The organism is Novosphingobium sp. RL4, from assembly GCF_035658495.1.
Lineage (GTDB): Bacteria > Pseudomonadota > Alphaproteobacteria > Sphingomonadales > Sphingomonadaceae > Novosphingobium.
The window spans coordinates 2,627,299-2,649,214 of the sequence record NZ_CP141944.1; the positions used below are offsets into that span (position 1 = coordinate 2,627,299).

At 66.0% G+C, this 21,916-nt stretch carries 19 protein-coding genes; 10 read left to right on the forward strand and 9 right to left on the reverse strand.

Annotation, left to right across the window (positions count from 1 at the left end):
• Positions 1-374 precede the first annotated feature (374 nt).
• A complete protein-coding gene (locus tag U9J33_RS12845; RefSeq protein ID WP_185997124.1) occupies positions 375-1,391 on the reverse strand; it encodes an IS110 family transposase in 1,017 nt (338 codons plus the stop codon).
• A 96-nt stretch (positions 1,392-1,487) separates the two neighbouring features.
• Positions 1,488-2,834: a glutathione-disulfide reductase gene (gor, locus tag U9J33_RS12850; protein ID WP_324695800.1), complete on the reverse strand. Its 1,347-nt coding sequence runs from the start codon at positions 2,832-2,834 to the stop codon at positions 1,488-1,490.
• A 299-nt stretch (positions 2,835-3,133) separates the two neighbouring features.
• On the opposite strand from gor, the gene U9J33_RS12855 reads away from it, so the two are divergent.
• A complete protein-coding gene (locus U9J33_RS12855; protein WP_132468974.1) occupies positions 3,134-3,781 on the forward strand; it encodes an RBBP9/YdeN family alpha/beta hydrolase in 648 nt (215 codons plus the stop codon).
• A gap of 69 nt (positions 3,782-3,850) precedes the next feature.
• Here the strand turns inward: U9J33_RS12855 and pgi are convergent, their stop codons facing one another.
• The gene (pgi, locus tag U9J33_RS12860) at positions 3,851-5,371 is read right to left on the reverse strand and encodes a glucose-6-phosphate isomerase (protein ID WP_324695803.1); all 1,521 of its coding nucleotides are present in this window, start codon (positions 5,369-5,371) and stop codon (positions 3,851-3,853) included.
• A gap of 179 nt (positions 5,372-5,550) precedes the next feature.
• On the opposite strand from pgi, the gene lepB reads away from it, so the two are divergent.
• Genes lepB through U9J33_RS12880 form a run of 4 tightly spaced genes read left to right on the forward strand, consistent with a single transcriptional unit; the run spans position 5,551 to position 9,067 of the window.
• Complete coding sequence (gene lepB / locus U9J33_RS12865; RefSeq protein WP_082370523.1) at positions 5,551-6,435, forward strand: signal peptidase I; 885 nt, start codon at positions 5,551-5,553, stop codon at positions 6,433-6,435.
• Positions 6,436-7,104, forward strand: a complete 669-nt coding sequence (gene rnc / locus U9J33_RS12870) for a ribonuclease III (protein ID WP_054440863.1) — start codon at positions 6,436-6,438, stop codon at positions 7,102-7,104.
• Complete coding sequence (gene era, locus U9J33_RS12875) at positions 7,101-7,994, forward strand: GTPase Era (protein WP_054440861.1); 894 nt, start codon at positions 7,101-7,103, stop codon at positions 7,992-7,994. Before rnc ends, era begins: the two co-directional genes overlap by 4 nt.
• Positions 7,994-9,067 (forward strand): SGNH/GDSL hydrolase family protein, encoded by a 1,074-nt coding sequence (locus U9J33_RS12880; protein WP_054440859.1) that lies wholly within the window; start codon positions 7,994-7,996, stop codon positions 9,065-9,067. The genes era and U9J33_RS12880 overlap by 1 nt, the downstream gene beginning before the upstream one ends.
• Here U9J33_RS12880 and U9J33_RS12885 read toward each other — a convergent pair.
• Entirely contained in the window at positions 9,064-10,470 is a 1,407-nt protein-coding gene (locus U9J33_RS12885; protein WP_420719843.1) for an MFS transporter, read from the reverse strand. The genes U9J33_RS12880 and U9J33_RS12885 overlap by 4 nt on opposite strands.
• Positions 10,471-10,659: 189 nt before the next feature.
• Here U9J33_RS12885 and U9J33_RS12890 point away from each other — a divergent pair, with 189 nt between their 5' ends.
• Positions 10,660-12,171: an ArnT family glycosyltransferase gene (locus U9J33_RS12890; RefSeq protein ID WP_324695808.1), complete on the forward strand. Its 1,512-nt coding sequence runs from the start codon at positions 10,660-10,662 to the stop codon at positions 12,169-12,171.
• A 3-nt stretch (positions 12,172-12,174) separates the two neighbouring features.
• On the opposite strand, the gene U9J33_RS12895 is transcribed toward U9J33_RS12890, so the two are convergent.
• The 3 genes from U9J33_RS12895 to U9J33_RS12905 form a co-directional block, all read right to left on the reverse strand.
• Positions 12,175-12,354, reverse strand: coding sequence for a hypothetical protein (locus tag U9J33_RS12895; protein ID WP_054440854.1), 180 nt, complete (start codon positions 12,352-12,354; stop codon positions 12,175-12,177).
• On the reverse strand, positions 12,351-15,005 hold the full coding sequence (gene topA / locus U9J33_RS12900) for a type I DNA topoisomerase (protein ID WP_324695811.1): 2,655 nt from the start codon (positions 15,003-15,005) through the stop codon (positions 12,351-12,353). The genes U9J33_RS12895 and topA overlap by 4 nt, the downstream gene beginning before the upstream one ends.
• Positions 15,006-15,136: 131 nt before the next feature.
• Positions 15,137-15,766 carry a hypothetical protein gene (locus U9J33_RS12905; RefSeq protein WP_324695813.1) on the reverse strand — a complete coding sequence of 210 codons (630 nt, stop codon included), beginning with the start codon at positions 15,764-15,766 and terminating at the stop codon, positions 15,137-15,139.
• 164 nt (positions 15,767-15,930) lie between these two features.
• Here U9J33_RS12905 and U9J33_RS12910 point away from each other — a divergent pair, with 164 nt between their 5' ends.
• Positions 15,931-16,902: a 2OG-Fe(II) oxygenase gene (locus U9J33_RS12910; RefSeq protein ID WP_324695815.1), complete on the forward strand. Its 972-nt coding sequence runs from the start codon at positions 15,931-15,933 to the stop codon at positions 16,900-16,902.
• A 13-nt stretch (positions 16,903-16,915) separates the two neighbouring features.
• Here the strand turns inward: U9J33_RS12910 and dprA are convergent, their stop codons facing one another.
• Both dprA and plsY read right to left on the reverse strand, forming a co-directional pair.
• Positions 16,916-18,070, reverse strand: a complete 1,155-nt coding sequence (gene dprA, locus U9J33_RS12915) for a DNA-processing protein DprA (protein WP_324695817.1) — start codon at positions 18,068-18,070, stop codon at positions 16,916-16,918.
• On the reverse strand, positions 18,067-18,654 hold the full coding sequence (gene plsY, locus U9J33_RS12920; RefSeq protein ID WP_132468970.1) for a glycerol-3-phosphate 1-O-acyltransferase PlsY: 588 nt from the start codon (positions 18,652-18,654) through the stop codon (positions 18,067-18,069). Before plsY ends, dprA begins: the two co-directional genes overlap by 4 nt.
• A 157-nt stretch (positions 18,655-18,811) precedes the next feature.
• Between plsY and murI the strand changes: the two genes are divergently transcribed.
• The 3 genes from murI to hemA all read left to right on the forward strand — a co-directional run bounded on the left by murI (position 18,812) and on the right by hemA (position 21,752).
• Positions 18,812-19,621: a glutamate racemase gene (gene murI, locus U9J33_RS12925; RefSeq protein WP_054440849.1), complete on the forward strand. Its 810-nt coding sequence runs from the start codon at positions 18,812-18,814 to the stop codon at positions 19,619-19,621.
• Between the two features lie 8 nt (positions 19,622-19,629).
• On the forward strand, positions 19,630-20,442 hold the full coding sequence (locus U9J33_RS12930) for a hypothetical protein (RefSeq protein WP_324695820.1): 813 nt from the start codon (positions 19,630-19,632) through the stop codon (positions 20,440-20,442).
• A 95-nt stretch (positions 20,443-20,537) separates the two neighbouring features.
• A complete protein-coding gene (gene hemA, locus U9J33_RS12935) occupies positions 20,538-21,752 on the forward strand; it encodes a 5-aminolevulinate synthase (protein ID WP_054440846.1) in 1,215 nt (404 codons plus the stop codon).
• Positions 21,753-21,916: the final 164 nt, after the last annotated feature.

The window sequence follows — 21,916 nt, forward strand, 5'->3', positions numbered from 1 at the left end:
CGCCTGCACGGATTGATCCCGCCGACCTTGCGGTTTTCCGCCGCTCCTTGCCTCCAACGGAAAAGGCGCCGCGACTGTATGGACAGTCACGGCGCCTCTCTATTCCGCCGGGGGCAAAGCACCGGCCGATCGCGGCGATGACCGCTGGTCGGACAGGACTGTTGTCTAATTGATATTCTCATGGCCATTCCTTTTTCCCGGTGCCGACGGTTGTCTTCGAGGTCATCGGACAGCGTTTGATCGCGATGTGTCCAAGCCATCATGGTCGCGGCCAGGCGGAAGGGGGGACGTCTCTGGGTCCAACTCGAGGTTGTGCCTCTACAGTCCGGGCGAGATCGTCCAGGCATGGCTAACCGGGAAGAAGAACGCTGGTTTCATGCCCAGCGAAACTCCGTCTCGTTCAGCCAAAGCGAGTGAAGCAGCACAGCCAGCTTGCGGGCAACCGCAATCTTGGCGCGCTTATTACCTTTGATTTCCGCAAGATTTTGCCCCCATTGCTGGAGCGCAAAAGGCCTTTTCACCCTAGACAGCATTATATTGGCCGCCTCATAGAGAGATCGCCTCAGCATCGGATCGCCAGCTTTGGAGATATGCCCTAGCACATCGCGGTCACCCGATTGGCTTCGACGTGGAGCAAGGCCTGCATAAGCGCCGACATCTTCGCTTCGGGCAAAGCGATGCGGATCTTCGACGCTGGCTGTGTATGTCAGGGCCGTGATTGGACCAACGCCAGGGACGCTCATCAGCCGAACGCACACCGGATCCGCCGCGGCCCGCCCTTCCAGCAGACGATTAGAAGCGCGCAACTGTTCCTCCATGACCTCGATACCGGCGATAAGCGGCGCGAAAAGGTCTGCGAGATCAGGGCGCTGCCGGAAAAGAGCTGCCAGACGTTCGCTGCGTTTGCCGGAGGTGGTGACCTTGCCCATTCGCAAGCCAAACAACTTCAGTAACCCGCGCAACTGGTTGGCCATGGCCACGCGCGTGGTAATCAGCTGCGCACGGATCCGCAGCGCAGCCCGGTCGATGTGGGTGGCTGATGCTTTCATATGAACGCGCTTGAACCAGCCAGTGCGGGCGAGTTGCGCCAATCCCTCTGCATCATGGACATCACTTTTGTTGACCCGAGCGGACAGCACGCCCTTGGCATGGCGGGCACAAATACATGCGACGGCCACTTCGCGTTCTGCCAGACCGTGGTACAAAAAGGTCGACAAGGGGCCCGTCTCCAGCACCACCCGCGCTAGATCAGGGCAGTGCTTATTGAGCCATTTGGCCAACGCATCGGGATCGCTGGCCACCACATCGCGCTTCAACACCGCGCCATCGTTATCGACGATACAAACGTGCGTGGTCTTGTCGCTCACATCCAATCCGGCATAGATCGACATCGGTCACCCTCCTGCATTGAAGCGTTCATTTGCGACTTCGTAACATGCAGGCAGGGTGGCTACATCAATTACGCGGGGTCCAACCAGCGACCAGCCTTACTTCATGAGCACGAGTTCTTCCGACATCGTCGGGTGAACCGCGACGGTGGCGTCGAAGTCCGCCTTGGTGAGCCCGGCCTTCACCGCGATGGCAGCGGCCTGGATGATCTCGGGCGCATCCGGCCCGATCATGTGCAGGCCGACGACCTTGCCCGTCGTGCCTTCGCAGACCATCTTGTAGAGCGAGCGTTCATTGCGATGCGCCACGACGTTCTTCATCGGGCGGAAGTCGCTGGTGTAGATTTCCACCGAACCCAGCTGCTGGCGGGCCTGCGCTTCCGTCAGGCCCACCGCGCCGATCGGCGGGTGGCTGAACACGGCGGAGGGGATGCAGCCATAGTCCACCGTCGTCGGCTTGTCGCCGAACACGGTATCGGCAAAGGCCTGCCCTTCGCGGATGGCGACGGGGGTGAGCTGCACCCGGTTGGTCACGTCGCCCACGGCATAGATGTAGTCGACATTGGTCTGCGAATAGTCATTCACCCGGATCGCGTTCTTGTCGTCAAGCTCCACGCCGACGTTCTCCAGCCCGAGCCCCTCGATATTGGGTACGCGGCCGGTGGCGAAGAGGACGCAGTCCACCTCGATCGGTTCGTGATTGGTCATCGAGACGGTGAGCGAACCATCGGCGTTCTTCTCGATGCCGCGGAAGTCGGCATTGAAGCGGAAGTCGATGCCCTTGGTGATCGAGATCTGGAGGAGACGATCGCGCATGGATTCGTCATAGCCGCGCAGAAGCTGGTCCGAGCGGTTGATGAGCGTCACCTTCGATCCGAACTGGTGGAAGATGCCCGCGAACTCGTTGGCGATGTAGCCTGCGCCGGCGATCAGGATGCGCTTGGGCAAGGCATCGAGGTGGAACGCCTCGTTGGAGGTGATGCCGTGTTCGTGGCCGGGGCAGGACGGCACCATCGGGCGGGCGCCCGTGGCGATGAGGATGACCCTGGCGGTCTTCTTCTCGCCGCTGGCCAGCGTGATTTCGTGCGGGCCGGTGATCGCGGCGCGCTCGTGGAATATCTCGACCTTGTTGTTCTCGAGCGTCTGCGTGTAGATTCCGTTCAGCCGGTCGACGTCGCCCAGCACGTTGTCGCGCAGCTTCACCCAGTCGAACGTCGCTTGCGGAATGTCCCAGCCGAACTGCCTGGCGTCCTCGAGGTCCTCGGCGAAGTGCGCGCCGTAGACCAGCATCTTCTTGGGAACGCAGCCGCGGATCACGCAAGTGCCGCCGACCCTGTACTCTTCGGCCACCGCCACGCGCGCGCCGTGCGCCGCCGCGATCCGGCTGGCGCGCACGCCGCCCGATCCTGCGCCGATGGTAAAGAGGTCATAGTCGAATTCTGGCATGCACTTGGCTCCTGCTGCGCCGGCCTGGTTCCGGGGCACCGGCGCATATGGGGCAGGACATCGCCGATTGCCAACGGGTGTTTTGCCCACCCCCATCGCCTCCACCCGCATCCCGCAAGGCCGCCCGCGCCGCATGCCCCCGCAGAAGCGCGGGAACGGATCGTCGAAACGCGCGCTCCGCTGGCCGCAAATACATTGTCAACTAAAACAGTTGAGTTTATAGGAGTCGCATCGAGAGCCGCTCCCTACAGGACAGCCTGCGCCGGCGGACATCCCCTCCTGCATCGGGAGAAGAGAGAATGGCAAAGACGAACCAGCACGCAGCACCCGCGCAAGAGCCCCTGGTGCTGCTCATCCCCGGTCTTGACGGCAGCGGCCCCGGTCACTGGCAGCGCCGCTGGGCCGAAGAGATGGACAATGCCCAGATGGTCGACCTCGGCCTTTGGGAAAAGCCGCATCGCAACACCTGGATCAACCGCCTGAACCTATCGGTCCAGCGCGCCGGCCGGCCGGTGGTGCTGGTGGCGCACAGCCTCGGCTGCCTGTTGACGGCGTGGTGGGCGAAATTCGAACAGCCCGGCTGGTCTTCGCCCGTCGTGGGCGCGCTGCTGGTGGCCCCGCCGGAAGTGGACTTCTTCCCGCGCGACGACCGCCTGAACGGCTTCGCGCCAACGCCGAGCGACGAACTGCCCTTCCCCTCGATCCTCGTGGCCAGCCGCAACGATCCGTGGATCGGCTTCCCGACGGCACGGCTGCTGGCCCGCCAATGGGGCAGCCAGTTCGTGGACGCGGGCGAGACCGGCCACATCAATGCGGATTCGAAGATCGGAAGCTGGGAAGACGGCAAGCAGCTGCTTCGCCAGTTGACCGGCAGCGCCGCTGCCTCTGCCCGGCACTACCCATCGGCCCATGCCGACGGGTCGGACGGCCTTGAACTGGGCCACTGAGCGCCAGGGCCGAATTCAGCAACAAGCCGAAGGGGGCATGATCACGCCCCCTTCGGCTCAGGCTCTCGTTCAGGCGATCCCGGAAAGCTGAAGCAGCGCCTCGGTCGAAGGATCGAACGTGGTGCCGCCCTTCTCGATCTGCTTGGCGATCTCCTTGCCCAGTTCCACGCCGAACTGGTCGAACGGGTTGATCCCCATCAGCACGGCATTGGCGAACGTGCGGTGTTCATGGAACGCCACGAGCGCGCCGAACGTGGCGGGCGAGACTTCGTCGAGCAGGATCGTCGCCGAGGGACGGTCCCCCGGATAGGCGCGCGCGGGATCTTCGCTGCCCTTGCCCGCCATCAGCGCCGCGCCCTGAGCGAAACAGTTCGACAGGAGGATGCGGTGATGCGCGGGGTTGAGATCGTCGCCCGGCGCGATGGCGGCGATGAAGTCCACCGGGACGAGGTTGGTGCCCTGGTGGAGGAGCTGAAACACCGCATGCTGGGCATCGGTGCCGACTCCGCCCCAGGTGATCGGCGCGGTCGGCGCGACCACCGGCGAACCGTCCACCTTCACGCTCTTGCCGTTCGATTCCATCTCCAGCTGCTGGAGATAGTCGGGCAGCAGGGCGAGACGCTCGTCATAGGCGAAGACCGCGCGGGTCTGGCAGCCGCGCAGGCGCGTATAATACTGGTCGGCGAAGGCGGCGCGCAGCGGCAGGTTGTCGAGGCCGTCGGCGTCGCGGAAATGGATGTCCATCGCGGCCGCGCCGTCCAGCATTTCGGCGAAATCCGGCCAGCCCAGCGCCATGGCGACCGGGAAACCGATCGACGACCACAGCGAGTAGCGGCCGCCCACGCTTTCCGAGAACGGCAGGATGCGGGTTTCGTCCACCCCCCACTCCATCGCCTTGTCCGGCGCGGCGGTCAGCGCGACGACGCGGCCGTACGGGTCTTCGACGCCGTGCTCGCGCATCCAGCCCAGCACGCTGTCCGCATTGGTCATCGTCTCGATGGTGGTGAAGGTCTTGGAAGCGACCGCCAGCATCGTCGTGGCCGGATCGCACTTTGCAAACGCGGCTTCGAGCGCGCATCCGTCGATATTGGAGACGACATGAACGTCCACCATGGCACCGTCGCGGGCCAGCGCGTCGATCGCCAGCGCCGGGCCGAGCGCCGATCCGCCGATGCCGACGTGGATCAGGTGCTTCACCTCGCCCATGGCGCCGCGGTGGATGGCCTCGACGATGGCGGCCATGCGGGCATGGTTCTCGAACGCGGTCGCGACGCCTTCCTCGCTGCCGACACCGCGCTGGGCGGTATGCTCGGCCGCGCGGCCTTCCGTCTGGTTGACGATCTCGCCCGCGAACAGCGCCGCGCGGCGACCGTCGAAGTCCATCGCGGCGGCCAGTTCCTCGAAGGCGGCGACATGGGCGGCATCGAGGTGAGTCTTCGACCAGTCGAACCGGATTGCGCCGGGGCTGGTCTCGTCACCGAGTTCGAGACGGGTCGCGAGCAGGTCCAGACGGCCGGAATCGGCATCGAAAAGCTCGGAAAGCGTCGGTTTGGGCAATGCTTCCAGCTTGTTCCACACCGCTTCGCTCATGCCATGGTTCCTTGTCTCAGGGTTGGGGGCCAGCCTTATGCATAGCAGGCGGGAGAAGGCCAAGGTCATTCTTGTGCACAGATGCACGTCGGGAACATGACGTTTTTGATCGATACCGGTACGCTTTCCCTCGGTATCTCACTTGACGGATGCCCCTGCGCGCAACAAGGGTTCGAGCCATGAGCGACATCGAAACCGCGACTTCCGGCCTCACCACCGAAACATCTGCCGCGCCCGCGCCGGGCGCCAGCGGAAAGCCTGTCAAAAAGGACGCCAAGAAGGATGCCAAGAAGGACGAGGGCTTCTTCTCCTTCCTCCTCTGGCTGGTTCTCGGCGTGGTGGTGCTGCGCAGCTTCATCATCTCGCCCTTCAACATCCCCAGCGAGTCGATGCTGCCGCGCCTGCTGAACGGGGACTACCTGTTCGCGTCCAAGTGGTCCTACGGCTATTCGAAGTATTCGCTGCCCTTCAGCCTGCCGCTGATCCCGGGCCGCATCCTCGCCAGCCAGCCCGATCGCGGCGACGTGGTGATCTTCAAGGCGCCTCCCGGCAACGACGTCGACTACATCAAGCGCGTGATCGGCCTGCCCGGCGACGAAGTGCAGGTGAAGGGCGGACAGGTCTGGCTCAACGGCAAGGCCGTGCCGCGCGTCAAGCAGCCCGATTTCGTGCTGCCGGTCACCGCCAACACCCATTGCTACGCGCCGGAGTTCGAGGGCAAGGACGCCGCGGGCGACCCGGTCTGCAACTATCCGCAGTTCCGCGAGACGCTGCCCGGCGGCAAGAGCTACAACGTGCTCGACCTCGGCCAGACCCCGCAGGACGACACCGGCGTCTATATCGTGCCCGAAGGCCACATGTTCCTGATGGGCGACAACCGCGACAACTCGCTCGACAGCCGCTTCCCGGCGATCGAGGGCCAGGGCATCGGCATCGTCCCGCAGGACAACCTGGTGGGCAAGGCCGCCGTCATGATGTTCTCCACCAACGGCGGCGCCGAATGGCTCAAGCCCTGGACCTGGTTCACCGCCGCGCGCTGGAGCCGGATCGGGAGCGTGATCTGAGTGCTTGACCAAAAGGACCGCGAGTTCCTCGCCGGCGTCTCGGGCGGCAAGCCCGCCGACGAGGCACTCTGGCTAGCCGCCCTCACTCACGGCAGCACCGGCGAGAAGCGCAATTACGAACGACTGGAATTCCTCGGCGACCGGGTTCTCGGACTCTCGGTCGCCGAATGGCTTTTCGAAAACAGCGAGGAAGCGGAAGGCCGCCTCTCGCAGCGCCTCAACGCGCTCGTCAGCCGCCAGACCTGCGCGCAGGTCGCCCGTCAGATCGGCCTCGGCCCGCACATGCGGCTGGGCAAGCAGGCCCGCGACGATGGCGGCCTCGACAGCGACAATATCCTGGGCGACGTGATGGAGGCGCTGATCGGCGCCTGTTTCACCGAGCGGGGCTTCGAAGCCGCGCGCGATATGGTAAGGGCTCTCTGGGCCGAACCGATGCAGGGCAAGACGGGCAAGCGCAAGCATCCCAAGTCCGCCCTGCAGGAATGGGCGGCGGGCAATCGCCGCCGCACCCCCGAATACAAGCTGGTCGAGCGTTCAGGCCCCGACCATGCCTCGCAGTTCACCGTCGAGGTGGCAGTACATAATGTCGGCGCAGCGCGTGCCACGGCCAATTCCAAGCAGGATGCCGAAACCCGCGCCGCCGAGGAATTCATGAGGAAATTCGCATGACCCAGCATTGCGGTCTCGTTGCCGTCATCGGCGCCCCCAACGCGGGCAAGTCCACGCTCGTCAATGCGCTCGTCGGGCAGAAAGTGGCGATCGTCTCCGCCAAGGCCCAGACCACCCGCGCCCGCCTGATGGGCATTGCCCTGCTCGATGAAACGCAGATCATCCTGGCCGACACGCCCGGCATCTTCGAGCCGCGCCGCAGGCTCGACCGCGCGATGGTCGCCGCCGCCTGGGAAGGCGCGCAGGAAGCGGACGCCGTGCTGCTGGTGGTCGATCCCATCAAGAAGCGCCGCCATGAACTTGAGCCCCTGCTCGAAGCCCTGGCCGCGCGCCCGGAACGCAAGATCCTGGTCATCAACAAGGTCGATGCCGGCGCCAAGGAACCGCTTCTCGTCCTGGCCCAGGAACTGACCGGCAAGGTCGAGTTCGACGAAGTGTTCTTCGTCTCGGCGCTCTCGGGCGACGGCGTGCCCGAACTCAAGACCCATCTTGCCGGGCTGATGCCCGAAGGCCCCTGGCACTATCCCGAGGACCAGGTGTCCGACGCCAGCGAACGCCTGCTCGCCTGCGAGATCACGCGCGAGCAGCTCTATCGCCAGCTTCACGAGGAGCTGCCCTACGACGCCGCCGTGCGCCCCGAAGGCTACGAGCAGCGCAAGGACGGCTCGGTGGAGATCCGCCAGCAGATCGTCGTCACCCGCGACAACCAGCGCGCCATCGTGCTGGGCAAAGGCGGTTCCAAGATCAAGTCCATCGGCGAGGCCGCCCGCAAGGAACTGGCCGAAGTGCTGGGCCAGAAGGTCCACCTCTTCCTCCACGTCAAGGTCGAGGAAAACTGGGCCGACGCCCGCGACATCTACGAAGAGATCGGGCTGGACTGGGTCAAGTAATGACGCGAATCACGTCGACGGCGATCACGGCCGCCGTCCTGCTGCTGGGCGGCTGCGCCACCCCCTACATGAAGGCCCGCGCGGCCGAGAACGACCAGGTCGCCGCCGTCGAGGAAAGCCTTGCCGGTCAGCGCTATGTCGCGATCGGCTCGTCGTTTGCCGCCGGCCCGATGCTGCCCCCCGCCAAGCCCGGCGCGCCGGTGCGCTGCGGGCAGAGCATGAACAATTACCCGACCCTGCTGGCCGAACGCTTCGGCATGGTCCTGACCGACCGTTCCTGCTCGGGCGCGACGACCAACAACGTGCTGGGTCCATGGGGCGACATTCCGCCGCAGATCAACTCCGTCACCCCGCAGACGCGGCTGGTGACGGTGACCATCGGCGGCAACGATCTCAACTACATCGGCAACCTTTTCACCGCGACCTGCCTCTACCGCGCCAGCCAGTTGCCGCCCGGCAGCAAGCGCGCCGCCTGCGGCACGGTGAAAGTGCCCACCGAAGTCGAATATGCGCGCGACGAGATGCAGATGATGGAGATCGCGCGCCGCATCCGCACGGTGGCCCCGCGCGCGCGGCTGGTCTTCGTGCAGTACCTCAATCCGCTGCCGCAGCCCGGCTCGCTCTGCGCCGCCACGCCGATCAGCGAGGAACACGCCGCGATCGTCCGCCGCATCGGCCTGCGCCTGTCCGAGATCACCGGCCGCGTGGCACAGGCCTACGGCGCCATCGTCGTCGAGATGAACCAGTCTTCGGCCGCGCATACGCCCTGCGATGCGGTGCCGTGGATGATCGGCTCGCCCGAGGGTTATGATGGCAGGCAGGGCCTGCAATGGCACCTCAATTTCGCCGGAATGCAGGCGACCGCCAACGACATCGGCTGGTGGCTGACCCGCAGCGGCGTGAAGCAGACGAAGCCGACGGTAACCGTCCAGCCGCAGTCCGTACCGCAAGGTGTACCCACGATCGTCGTGCCGCCCGCCGTTCCCGGCACCGCGCCCACGCCGAAACCGTCCCCCACGCCCACCGCGACGCCGACAGCCTCGACCGCCACTGGCAAGCCCAGTCGGCGCTAGGCCCTTTCCGCCAGCCTCCACCGCGCGAGGCTGGCGATGGCCGCGATGGCCGCCAGTCCGGCGGCCGCCAGCATCGGCGCCGGCGCCGGCCCCTGTCCCGCGCCGAGCGAGAGCATCGCCCCGATCATCGCCGCGCCGAGCGTCTGCCCGAACAGGCGCCCGGTAGCGAGCAACCCGCCCGCCGCCGCCGAGCGCTCGCGCGGGGCATTGCCCACGATCATGCGCGCGTTGGGCGAGAAGAACAGACTGAAACCGAACGCGGCCACGACCAGCCGCCAGGCAATTGCGAAAGCGCCGGCATGGTCGGGCAGGAAGCCGAGCAGCACCAGCCCGGTCACCGCGATGGTCATTCCCACCAGTCCCATGATCGACGGCGAGACGTGGTCCGACAGCCACCCCGCAAGGGGCGCGACGACCAGCATCGTCAGGGGAAACGGCAGGACCAGCAGCCCGACCTGCTCGGCGCTGTAACCCATGCCCTGCTCCAGCCGGAACGGCAGCGCCACGATCAGCGCCGCCGAACCGATGAAGGCGGCGACGGCGGCGATGGTGGACAGCCCGATGGCGGGACGGGCCATGAGGTCCACCGGAAACACCGGGCTCGTTTTTCCGCGCTCCCGGCGGGCCAGCAGCAGGGCCGAGCCGATGCCTGCCAGCGCCGCCGCAATGCCCGGTTCCACCATGCCGCCATGCGCCGCCAGTTCCACCCCGCCGATCAGCAATACGAAGCTACCCGCACTCCACAGGCCCGATACCCAGTCGAACGGCGTGTCTCCGCGTTCGGGATCGGGCAGGAAGCGCCCGATCACCAGCGAGATCAGGGCGAACGGCACCGCCGCCACGAAGACCCAGCGCCAGTCGGCATGGGCGACGATGAAGCCGCCCAGCACCGGCGCCAGCGCGTTAGACGAAGCGACGATCACCGAATTGATGCCCAGCCCGCTGCCGAGCCGCGCCTTGGGGTAGATCTGCCGGATCAGCGCGGTACCGACGCTCATCGCCATGCCCGCACCAAGCGCCTGCCCGGCGCGGATCGCCAGCAGCATCGGCAGCGAGTTGGCGAGGAATGCCAGCGCCGAGGCTGCCATGAAGATCACCTGCCCCGTCTGGTAGACCCGCCGCAGCCCCAGCCGCTCGCCAAGATTGGCGAAAGGCAGCAGGGCCATGACCATGACGAGCTGGTAGACCGTCACCACGTTGACGACGACGCCCTGCTCCACCGACAGTTCGCGGGCGATCGTCGGCAGCGCCACATTGGCAATGGTCCCGTCGAGCACGAACAGGGCCGTGCCGAAGGAGATCGCCACGATCGCCCACAACCTGCGCGGCATAGGCAGGCCGGAATCGTGGTCATCAACGGCAGCGGGTTCGAGCGCCGCCTCTTCGTCTCGCATACGCAGCATGGCACTCCAACGCCCGAGTTCGGGATCGGTCGCAAGTTGCCCGGTGTAAGAATTTGTCGCAAGCCATACGAAAGTCCGTCCCCGTCACGCGGTAGTCGCCGGACTGCAATCTTGGCGCGCCATGAAGCCCCCGCCCTTGTCACCCGCCCGGCTTCCTCCAACGGCGATGGGGGCTGAAAGGGTCGCGCAATGATCGCAATCGGACGAGCGGCGGCAAGGCGCCTTGCCGCACACCCCGGCTTCACGGCCGGGCGGCGGCTCGGTATCGCCTCGCCCCTGCTCTATCTCGCGGCCGGTTTCGTGCTGAGGCTTGCGATGTTCGGCAAGCCGGCATTCCAGTCGGACGAACAGTTCTACCTGCTTGTCGGCCAGCGCATGGCCGAAGGCGCCCTGCCTTACGTCGATATCTGGGACCGCAAGCCTTACGGCCTGTTCCTCCTGTATCGCAGCCTGATCGCGCTGCCTGGCGATCCGGTGTTGGCGTATCAGCTTGCCGGGCTGCTGTTTTCGGTCCTGACGGCGCTGGCGATCGAGCGCATGGCCCGCCGGATCGCAACCCCGCGCGGCGCGCAGGCGGCGGGGCTGGCCTACCTGATCTACCAGCCGGTGTTCAACGTGGCGCTGGGGCAATCGCCGGTGTTCTACAACCTGCCTGTCGCCCTCGCCGCAATGCTGGCGATCGGTGCATTCGCGCGCAGGCAGGACGCCGCACTCGGCAGGCGCGGCCTCGGCGTCATGCTGCTGCTCGGCCTTGCCATGCAGATCAAGTACAGCGTCGTCTTCGAGGGGGTCGGGCTCGGGCTCATGCTGCTGTCACGGGGGATCCGCGATGGCTGGAGCCTGCCGCGCCTCGGCGCGACGGCGCTGCTCTGGGCCGGAGCCGCCCTCGCCCCGACGCTTGCGGTCTGGGCAGGCTATGCCCACACCGGGCATGGCGAGGCTTTCGTGCAGGCCAATTTCCTCTCGATCTTCGGCCGCATGACCGACCAGAAGGACGCCTTCGCCCAGCTTGCCAAGGAGGCGCTGGCGCTGATCCCCTTCGCGCTGGCCATCATTCTGGCGCCGCGCCGCTTGTCGCCCCTGCCCGCCTTTCATCCGGCTATCCTGACCGGCATCCGCATCTGGGCGCTCAGCGCCGTGCTAGGGTTTCTCGCGTTCGGGACGTGGTACGATCATTACCTCGGCCCGGTGCTCGTACCGCTCTGCGTCCTGGCCGCCCCTGCCTTGGCACGCAGCGCCCCGGGCGAGCGATGGTACGGACGGTTGCTGCTCGGGTTCGGCCTGCTCGGCGCCGTCATCGTCCCTGCGCTGCAAGTCCGCGAGCGCGGAACCTCGACCGAGTTCGCCGCCGCCAGCGCGGCCGTATCCCGCGAATTGCACGGCCGCTGCCTCTACGTCTACGAAGGCGACAGCGCGCTCTATCGCACCACCCGCGCCTGCATCCCGACACGCTTCGCCTATCCCAGCCATCTCAACGCGATGAACGAAGCCGGAGCGCTCGGCGTCGATCCGGTGGCGGAAGTCTCCCGCGTGCTCGCCTTGCGTCCCGGCGTGATCGTGGTCGCGGAATCGAGCCGCCCCAACCAGCCCAATTTCAGAACGCGGGCGCTGATACGAAACGCCCTCGCGCGCTCCTACGAGCGCTACGAGGGCGTGGTAATCGGTACGCGGAAATTCGGTCTCTACCGCCTCAGGCGGTGAACCTCAGCGCGCCTTGGCGACGGCGATGCCGTGCTGGCGCGCGGCATCCTTGGTCGATTCCTCGGTGCGGTTGAGGGCCTTGGCGATTTCCTTCAGGCCCTTGCCCTTTCCGGCGAGAACCTGGAGCTTCTGCAGTTCCTCCGGCTTCCAGGGCTGCTTGTGCTTGGCGATCTTGTCGCTCATTCCGCGGCTTCCTTCTTGGCCTTGGCCGGAGCCTTGGCAGCTGTCTTTTTGGCGGCAGGCTTCTTTGCAGCAGGCTTCTTCGCGGCGGCGGGCTTTTCTCCGTCGTCCTTCGCGGCAGCCTTCTTAGCCGGAGCCTTCTTGGCCGGAGCCTTCTTGGCGGCGGCCTTCTTCGGCGCTGCCTTCTTCTTGCCCTTGGCCGGCCCCTTGGCGGCCTTTTCATCGATCAACACGATCGCCTGCTCGGCGGTCAGATCTTCCGGCTTCTGGTCACGCGGGAGGGTCGCGTTGGTGGTGCCGTCGGTGACGTAGGGACCGTAACGGCCCGCCAGCACCTTGATCTCGCCGCCCGAAGTCGGGTGAGCGCCCAGCACCTTGATCGGCTCTGCCGCGGCACGCGAACCGCGCGCACCGGCGCCCGCCGCCGCTTCGGCAAGCTTGGTGACGGCCATGTTCATACCCGTCTCGAACACTTCGGCGGTCGAACGCAGGCGGGCATACTTGCCGTTATGCGCCAGATAGGGACCGTAGCGGCCGATGCTGGCGGTGATGTCGTTGCCGGTTTCCGGGTGCGGGCCGATGGTACGCGGCAAGCTGAGCAGCTTGATCCCCCACTCCAGCGTCAATTCGTCGATGTCCTTGGGGATCGACGCGCGCTTGGCTTCCTTGCCCTCGCCGAGCTGGATGTAAGGTCCGAACCGGCCGGTGCGGCGGACGATCTCGAGCCCGGTCTCGGGGTCCTGGCCCAGCACCTCGTCGTCGCCGCCCTCGGCACTGCCGCCGGGCTGCGCGAACTTGCGCGTGAACTTGCACTCCGGATAGTTCGAGCAGGCGACGAAGGCACCATAACGCCCGCCGCGCAGCGACAGGCGGCCTTCGCCGCACTTGGGGCAAAGGCGCGGATCGGTGCCGTCGGCCTTCGGCGGGAAGAGGTAATCGGACAGGAATTCGTCAAGCGCCTCAGTCACTTCCGAGGGCTTCTTCTCCATGACCTCATCCGACTTCGGCTTGAAGTCACGCCAGAAGGCTTCGAGCAGCGCCTTCCATTCCTGACGGCCGCCGGAGACGTTGTCGAGTTCGTCCTCCATGCCCGCCGTGAAGTCATAGGCGACATAGCGCTGGAAGAAGCGTTCGAGGAACGATGTGAGAAGTCGGCCCGATTCCTCTGCAAAGAAACGGTTTTTCTCGGTGCGGACGTAGTTGCGATCCTTGATGACCTGGATCGTCGCCGCATAAGTCGAAGGACGGCCGATGCCCAGTTCTTCCAGACGCTTGACCAGGCTCGCTTCCGAGAAGCGCGGCGGCGGCTGGGTGAAGTGCTGTTCGGCGGTGACGTCCTTCTTGGCGGGCATGTCGCCCGACTTCATGAACGGCAGCAGGCCGCCGTCCTCATCGTCGGACTTGTTGTCCTGCCCTTCCTCGTAGACGGCAAGGAAGCCCGGGAACTTCACGACCTGGCCCGAGGCGCGCAGCTCGTGCTGGCCGGTGCCGTCGCGCAAGGTAACGGTGGTCCTCTCCAGCGCGGCCGAAGCCATCTGGCTGGCCATGGCGCGCTTGAAGATCAGGTCGTAGAGGCGCGCCTCATCGCCCGAGCCGAAGCGGTCGCGGGTGAACTCGGTAGGACGGATGGCCTCGTGCGCTTCCTGCGCGTTCTTGGCCTTGGTCTGGTAGATGCGCGGCTGCTCGGGCAGGTAGTGCCCCGAGAAACGGTCCGTGATCGCGGCGCGCGCGGCGGAGATCGCGCTCGGGTCCATCTGCACGCCGTCGGTACGCATGTAGGTTATGGCGCCCGCCTCGTAGAGCGTCTGCGCCACGCGCATCGTCTGGCTGGCCGAGAAACCGAGCTTGCGTGCCGCCTCCTGCTGCAGCGTCGAAGTGGTGAACGGCGGCTGCGGATTGCGCTTGTGCGGCTTGGTCTCGACCGACTCGACCTTGAAGGCGCCCCTTTCGACGGCGGCCTGGGCCCGCATCGCGGTGCCTTCCTCGCCGATGCTCAGGCGGTCGAGCTTCTTGCCCTCGAACGCCACGAGCTTGGCGGTGAAGTCCGTGCCGTCATGCGCCATCTGCGCCGCGACCGACCAGTACTCCTGCGGCTTGAACGCCTCGATCTCGCGTTCGCGATCGACGATCAGGCGCAGCGCCACCGACTGCACGCGGCCGGCCGACTTGGCACCCGGCAGCTTGCGCCAGAGCACCGGCGACAGCGTGAAGCCGAACAGATAGTCCAGCGCGCGGCGGGCGAGGTAGGCATCGATCAGGTCCTGGTCCAGCTCGCGCGGCTGGGTCATCGCCTTGGTGACGGTTTCCTTGGTGATGGCGTTGAAAGTGACGCGCTGCACGTCCTTGGGCAGCACCCGGCGCTTGGCCAGCAGCTCGCGCACGTGCCACGAAATCGCCTCGCCCTCGCGATCAGGGTCAGTCGCCAGGATCAGGCGATCGGCCCCCTTGGCGGCATCGGCGATCGCCTTCACCTGCTTCTGCTTGTCGCCGTAGAGCTCCCAGTCCATCTCGAAACCCTCGTCCGGACGGACGGAGCCGTCCTTGGGCGGAAGGTCGCGGACATGGCCGTAGCTGGCGAGAACCTTGTAGTCCTTGCCGAGGTACTTCTCGATGGTCTTCGCCTTGGCCGGCGATTCTACGATGACTAGCTGCATACTTTTAGACTCTGTGTGCCCCTAAGCGCCAATGCGCCCTTACGCGTGCGCATATACGTGTACGCATAGGGTGGGAAGCGATTGAGGGCTTCGTCAAGCGCGGAGATTCGGCGCCCGACATTCCGCCCGGTTCAGGCGAAAAGCGATTCCAGATCGTCGCGGCGCTCGCCCAGCAGGCGGAAGGCTGCCGCCACGATGGCCCAGTTGCCCACCGTGAACACGGTAACCATCAGGTTGAGCAGCACTGTCTCGACCCAGCCCGGCGTCGCTCCAGAAAATCCGAGCGAGAAGCCGATGCCCACCAGAATGACCAGCGAAGGCACCGCCAGGACCAGATAGACGAGCATCAGCGGAAGCCAGTTTTCCCGTGTCGCATCCCAGCTCGACGACAGCGATTCCGAAGCCCGCTGCCCTTCGGTCACCACATAGGCCGGCGCCAGCGCCCACCGCACGGCAACGAACAATCCCGGCAGCACGAGGAAAACCAGACCGACGATGATACCCAGCCCCGCCAGCATACTGGCGCCGAGCATCGATCCGAACCGCCGCCGCTCCGAACGCACGGAGAGCACTTGCTCAAGGAAGATATACTGGACGAAAACGCTCGAAATGATGCCGCTGAAGTTGCCGAGCTTGTCGGAAACGAGGTCCATCACGGCAAACCCCGCCGTCATTGCCGCCACCAGCGGGATGATCAGTGCCTTATGCTCCCGCAGGATGGCGAAGGCCTCTCCCGTGATATCTCCAAAGCTGATCTTCATTCGCGTGCTCCCCCGATCCCTGTCCGCAGCCCAATAGCATCAACGCGTTACCGATCCTTCTCCGCGGCGCAATAGCCGTGAAGCGATACTGCCGCCGCCGCGACAGCGCTTTTGCATAACCAGGGCCACTGGCAGGCTTTTCGCAAGTTTGCCATACCGGCGCCATGCAGAATACCGACACCATGGCACAGACGGAACTGGATCACGGCATCGCCCTGTTCACGCAAGGCCGCAAGACCGAAGGCCTGACGATCATCCAGCGCCTTGCCGTCGGAGGGCTGGCACGCGCGATATACACGCTGGGGATCATGCGCTGGGGCGGCGATATCGAACAGGATCCCGTCGATGCCCGGCGCCTCTTCGAACTTGCCTCCCTGCGCGGCGATGCGGATGCCCATGTTTTCGCGACCAATCTCCTGGCGAACGGCGTGGCCGGGCGCAGGGACTGGCAGGCCGCCCTTGCCCGGCTCCGGCTCGAGGCAACGAAGATCGCGCCCCGCCGCAAGGCACTGGACCTGATCGGCTCCATGAAGCTCGACGCGGAGGGTAACCCGGTTGGGCAAGCCATAGCGGAACAGGCGAGCTCCGCTCCGTTCGTGCAGGTGTTCCGGAAGCTCTTCACACGGGAAGAATGTGATTACGTCACCGCCGTGGCGTCCAGCAGCTTCCAGCCCTCCATGGTCTACAATCGGCAACGCGAGCTGGTGCGGGACCCGATCCGCTCTTCCGATGGCTCGGTCCTGCACTGGCTGCTCGAAGACCCTGCGATCCATGCCCTGAACCGCCGCATCGCCGCGCTTGCCGGGCTCCCTCCAGAGAACGGCGAAGCGGCGCAAGTGCTGCGCTACCGCGATGGCCAGCAATACCGACCGCATTACGATTTCGTGCAAGCCTCCCCCAACCAGCGCATCGCCACCGTGCTGGTCTGGCTGAACGACGGCTATGAAGGCGGAGAGACCGCCTTCCTCAAGACCGGCCTGCAATTGAAGGGCCGTGTCGGCGACGCCGTGCTATTCCGCAATGCGCTGCCGGACCGCAGCCTCGATACCCTCACCGAACATGCCGGCCTCCCCGTCACCCGGGGCACGAAGCTGCTCTACAACCGCTGGATTCGCGAAAACCGCTGGGCACCCTGAGCGACCGCGCCCGTTACCCGAGGCTGACCCTTCCGCCAGCATGGCGCAGCAGGCGCCCGCCGATCTCGAGTTCCAGCAAGGCCAGCTGGACCGAAGCCGCGCCGGCGCCCGATTGCCGGATCAGTTCGTCCACCGTCACCGGCGCGGTTGTCAGAAGGTTCTCGATATCGCCGTCCAGATCGGCCGGCGGGGCGCCGAGATCCACGTCGGAAACGGCATGCCATGCTGCCGAGACTTCGCGGAAGCTGCTGCGCGGCAAGCCGTCGAAGCCCGACAACAGCTCGATCACATCCTCCACCGACTGCACGAGCATCGCGCCGTCACGGATGAGCTGGTTGCAGCCATGGGAACGCGGATCGAGCGGCGATCCGGGAACGGCCATGACTTCCCGGCCCATCTCGCCCGCCAGCCTTGCGGTGATGAGCGAACCGGATTTCGGCGCGGCCTCCACCACCAGCGTTCCGGCAGCAAGCCCGGCGATGATGCGGTTGCGGGTCGGGAAATGGCGGGCCAGCGGTTCGGTTCCGGGCGGCTGCTCAGCCAGCAGCACGCCTTCGCGGGCGACCCGTTCCTGCAAGGCGGCATGTTGCGGGGGATAGGCGATGTCGATGCCGCTGGCGATCACGCCTACCGTTCCGCCCGGCGCCCCCGACGCGAGAGAACCCTCGTGCGCCGCGCCGTCTATCCCGCGCGCCAGACCGGAGACGACCGTGAAACCGGCCTCCGCCAGTCCATGCGCGAAATCCCGCGCGATGCGCACGGCACCTGCCGAAGCGTTGCGCGCGCCCACCACCGCGATGCACGGGCGTGACAGCATGGCACTGTCGCCGCGAAGGGTGAGGATAGGCGGCGCGCCTTCGGAATGGGTGAGCAGCGCCGGATAGTCGGTCGAATCGTGAAACAGGTACCGCGCGCCGGCCTTGCGAACTTGCGCGATCTCGGCGTGGACGGCGCGCTCCGGAGCGGCCTGGTAAGGCTTGCCCGCCCTGCCCGCGAGCCCCGGCAACGCCTCTATCGCCGCACGGGCGCCGCCGAAGCGGCCCATCAACTGCATGTAAGTGACCGGGCCGACATTGGGGGAACGCAGCAGCCGGATGCGCGCGAAGGCTTCCTCCTGCGAAAGCGTTTGCCCTTGCTCCCCCCGAGCCTGCCCCCCGGCCTCGCTCACGGCTTCTTGCCGCTCCCGATCTTCGGCTCGGTGCCGGCGCGAAGCCGGGCGATATTCTCACGGTGCTGGAACAGCACCACCGCCGCGATCACGGCAAGCACGGCCGAAGCCTCTCCATGCCCCAGCGCGAGCGCGGCGATGGGCGCGACCACCGCTGCCGTCATGCCCGCCACCGAGGAGATGCGCACGGTCAGCAGCAGGCCGATCCATGTCAGGGCATAGGCCAGCCCCACCGGCCAGGCGAGCCCAAAGGCGATGCCTGCGGTGGTCGCCACGCCCTTGCCGCCCCGGAAACGCAGCCAGACGGGGAAGCAGTGCCCGATAAAGGCGCCGAGCGCCGCAAGCCAGGTCCATTCCGGCAGGAAATGCGCCGCGATCAGCACGGCGGCGAGGCCTTTCAGCAGGTCGAGCAGGAGAGTGGCGGCGGCAAGCCCCTTGCGCCCCGTGCGCAGCACGTTGGTGGCGCCGATATTCCCGGAGCCGATCGAGCGTAGATCGCCGGCGCCGGCGATGCGAGTGATGAGCAGGCCGAAGGGCACCGAACCGAGAGCGTAACCCAAGACGAGGGCGAGAATCCATTCCATGCGCGTCTCTTAGCGACTTGCGCGGAAATGGCGAAGGGACTTGCAGCAATGAACATTGCTCTTTGGGCCGTTCCGCGATTAACAGGGTGCAAGGTCCAGGAAAAAACGATGTCTTCCGAACATACCAGTGCGTCGCGCTCCGCGCCGCCTTCCCGCAATGGCTGACGCCGGCCCCCCACCCGGCGCGCCGATCCTGCTGTTCGATTCGGGCGTGGGCGGGCTCACCGTGCTCGGAGAGCTGCGCAAGATCCTGCCTCAGGCGCCCGTGATCTACGCCGCCGACATGGCAGGCCTTCCCTACGGCACCAAGACCGAGGCGCAGATCACCGCGCGGGTTGCCGGGCTGCTGGGCCGCATGACCGAGCGGTTCGCCCCGCGCCTCGTCTGCATCGCCTGCAACACCGCCTCGACGATCGCTCTCGGCATGGTGCGCGAGGTTCTCGAAGTGCCCATCGTCGGCACGGTTCCGGCGATCAAGCCCGCCGCCGCCATGACGCGGACCGGCGTGATCGGCCTGCTGGGAACGAAGGCCACCGTGCGCCAGGCCTATGTGGACCGGCTCGAGGAAGAGTTCGCCGCCGACAAGCAATTGCTGCGCTACGGCGGCCCCGGCCTGGTCGAAGCGGCCGAAGCGAAGCTGCGCGGCGAGCCGGTTGACCGCACCGCCATCCTGCGGGCCGCGGAAGCCCTTCGCGCCATGCCCGGCGGCGCCGACATCGACACGCTCGTCCTGGCCTGCACGCATTTTCCCCTGCTGGAAGAGGAACTCGCCGAAGCCTTCGGGCCGCAGGTGCGCTTCGTTCATGGCGCGGAAGGAATCGCCCGGCAGATCGAGCGTCTCACGCAAGGCCAGGAATACGCTCGCCAGGAACCCGACCGCGCGCTATTCACCGGGCCAGGGGAATTTCCCGGAGCGTACGGCGAAGCGCTGGCACGCTACGGTCTGCTGGGGGGCGGAAGGTTTTGACGCCGCGATTGAATCTGTTTCTGCTCGTCGTGCTTCTGCTCGTCGGGGTGCCGCTTTACTGGTTCCAGTTCGATGCCAGCGCACCCGGCGCCAAGCCGCTGCCGCTGACCATCGGGAAACTGCGCCAGTTGGCCGATGAGATCCCCGGAGACAGCCCGACCCATCTGCACGAGGAACTGATCGGCTATCGCTCGGTACTTCACAACCAGATCGCCGCCGGTGGCGGCCTGCGGCCGATCCGCCTTTCGGTTCGCGCCTTCGAACTGACGGTGCCGGATTCCGGGCCTATCATGATCGACGCGGGCACCACGCCCGCAGGGGCCGAGGAACGCCACCTCCAGGACTATGACACCGCCGCCCAGGCCCGGATCGACCGGCATGTGGAAGCGGCCGGCCTCCGGCTCGTCCTGCTCGACCACCTGCTCCACCGCGGCAACCGCGCGCTGGTATCGCCCGGCGCCCGCCCCTTGCCCGACTTTTCCGACGGCGAGCCGCACGCCGTGGCGCACGGCGTGGTGGCCATCCCGCTCAAGGGGCTGCCGAACCGCGCGATGATGGTCTACGCCCGCCTCGAAAACGGGCGCGAGTACCTGTTCACCGGAGACGTCGCCACGATCAACGAGAACTGGGTGGACGCCCGGCCGCCTGCGCGCACCTTCTCCACCGTCGGCGACGTGGACGAACGGGTGCGGATCGTGTCCTGGCTCAAGACCATAAACGCGCTCAAGCATGCCGCTCCCGCGATGTTCATCGTTCCCGGCCACGATCCCGGCCCGGTCCCCGGCGCGCTCAGAGGTTTCACGAAAGATCGATCACGGTGAGCAGGACAAGCGACTGGTCATGTCCGGAACGATCATGTATTTGCCCGCATCAACGGGTAAAAGCCCTTTCAAGGCGAACGCAGGATAGAGCCTAGGTGAACTACGAACACATCTTCGATCAGGCAATCGAGCGGCTCCATTCGGAAGGTCGCTACCGTGTCTTCATCGACATCCTGCGCAACAAGGGCGCTTACCCGAACGCACGATGCTTCGCCGGCCACAACGGCCCGAAGCCCATCACCGTCTGGTGCTCGAACGACTATCTTGCGATGGGCCAGCACCCCAAGGTGATCGAGGCCATGGAAGAAGCGCTGCACGATGTCGGCGCCGGCTCCGGCGGCACGCGCAACATCGGCGGCAATACCCACTATCACATTGAACTCGAAAGCGAACTTGCCGACCTGCACGGCAAGGAAGGCGCGCTGCTGTTCACGTCGGGCTATGTCTCGAACGATGCGACGCTCTCCACGCTCGCCAAGCTCCTGCCGGGCTGCGTGATCTTCTCGGACGAGCTCAACCACGCCTCGATGATCGCCGGCATCCGCAATTCGGGCTGCGAAAAGCGGGTCTGGCGCCACAACGACCTCGAACACCTCGAGGAACTGCTGGCCGCCACCGATCCCGCGCTGCCCAAGCTGGTCGCCTTCGAGTCGGTCTATTCGATGGACGGAGACGTCGCGCCGATCCACGCGATCTGCGACCTCGCCGAAAAGTACAACGCCCTCACCTACATCGACGAAGTCCACGCCGTGGGCATGTACGGCCCGCGCGGCGGCGGCATCACCGATCGTGACGAGGCGGCCCACCGCATCGACATCATCGAAGGCACGCTGGGCAAGGCTTTCGGCGTGATGGGCGGCTATATCGCCGCCGACCAGAAGATCATCGACTGCATCCGCTCCTATGCGCCGGGCTTCATCTTCACCACCTCGCTTTCGCCGGTGCTGGTGGCGGGCGTGCTCGCCTCGGTGAAGCACCTCAAGAGCTCCAGCGCCGAGCGTGAGGGTCAGCAGCGCTCGGCCTCCATGATGAAGCAGATGTTCCGCGACGCGGGCCTGCCGGTCATGGACTCCACGACCCACATCGTGCCCCTGATGGTCGGCGATCCGGTGAAGGCCAAGAAGATCAGCGACATCCTGCTCGCCGAATACGGCGCCTATGTGCAGCCGATCAATTTCCCGACCGTGCCGCGCGGCACCGAACGCCTGCGCTTCACGCCCGGCCCGGCCCATACCGAAGAGATGATGCGGAACCTCACCGAGGCTCTCGTGGAGATCTGGGAACGCATGGAAATGCGCCTCGCCGCCTGAACGGCGCCGCGCGCTTTCGCGGTTGCAATATTTTCTTTCGAAATGGGCTCCCCGTTAAAGCGGCGGGGCCCTTTTCATTTTCCCGCGCGACCCCACGTTCGCCCGGTCGCTCCCGCGCGCCCTTCTCCCGGCGCCCTCCCCCCGCGACGACGTGACCAGAAGGA

Coding starts and splice junctions, on each gene's coding strand:
- topA (WP_324695811.1), bottom strand. CDS start 15,005: ATGCAGCTAGTCATCGTAGAATCGCCGGCCAAGGCGAAGACCATCGAG.
- U9J33_RS12910 (WP_324695815.1), top strand. CDS start 15,931: ATGCAGAATACCGACACCATGGCACAGACGGAACTGGATCACGGCATC.
- lepB (WP_082370523.1), top strand. CDS start 5,551: ATGAGCGACATCGAAACCGCGACTTCCGGCCTCACCACCGAAACATCT.
- pgi (WP_324695803.1), bottom strand. CDS start 5,371: ATGAGCGAAGCGGTGTGGAACAAGCTGGAAGCATTGCCCAAACCGACG.
- gor (WP_324695800.1), bottom strand. CDS start 2,834: ATGCCAGAATTCGACTATGACCTCTTTACCATCGGCGCAGGATCGGGC.
- U9J33_RS12890 (WP_324695808.1), top strand. CDS start 10,660: ATGATCGCAATCGGACGAGCGGCGGCAAGGCGCCTTGCCGCACACCCC.
- era (WP_054440861.1), top strand. CDS start 7,101: ATGACCCAGCATTGCGGTCTCGTTGCCGTCATCGGCGCCCCCAACGCG.
- U9J33_RS12845 (WP_185997124.1), bottom strand. CDS start 1,391: ATGTCGATCTATGCCGGATTGGATGTGAGCGACAAGACCACGCACGTT.
- plsY (WP_132468970.1), bottom strand. CDS start 18,654: ATGGAATGGATTCTCGCCCTCGTCTTGGGTTACGCTCTCGGTTCGGTG.
- murI (WP_054440849.1), top strand. CDS start 18,812: ATGGCTGACGCCGGCCCCCCACCCGGCGCGCCGATCCTGCTGTTCGAT.
- U9J33_RS12895 (WP_054440854.1), bottom strand. CDS start 12,354: ATGAGCGACAAGATCGCCAAGCACAAGCAGCCCTGGAAGCCGGAGGAA.
- U9J33_RS12885 (WP_420719843.1), bottom strand. CDS start 10,470: ATGCTGCGTATGCGAGACGAAGAGGCGGCGCTCGAACCCGCTGCCGTT.
- U9J33_RS12880 (WP_054440859.1), top strand. CDS start 7,994: ATGACGCGAATCACGTCGACGGCGATCACGGCCGCCGTCCTGCTGCTG.
- U9J33_RS12905 (WP_324695813.1), bottom strand. CDS start 15,766: ATGAAGATCAGCTTTGGAGATATCACGGGAGAGGCCTTCGCCATCCTG.
- U9J33_RS12855 (WP_132468974.1), top strand. CDS start 3,134: ATGGCAAAGACGAACCAGCACGCAGCACCCGCGCAAGAGCCCCTGGTG.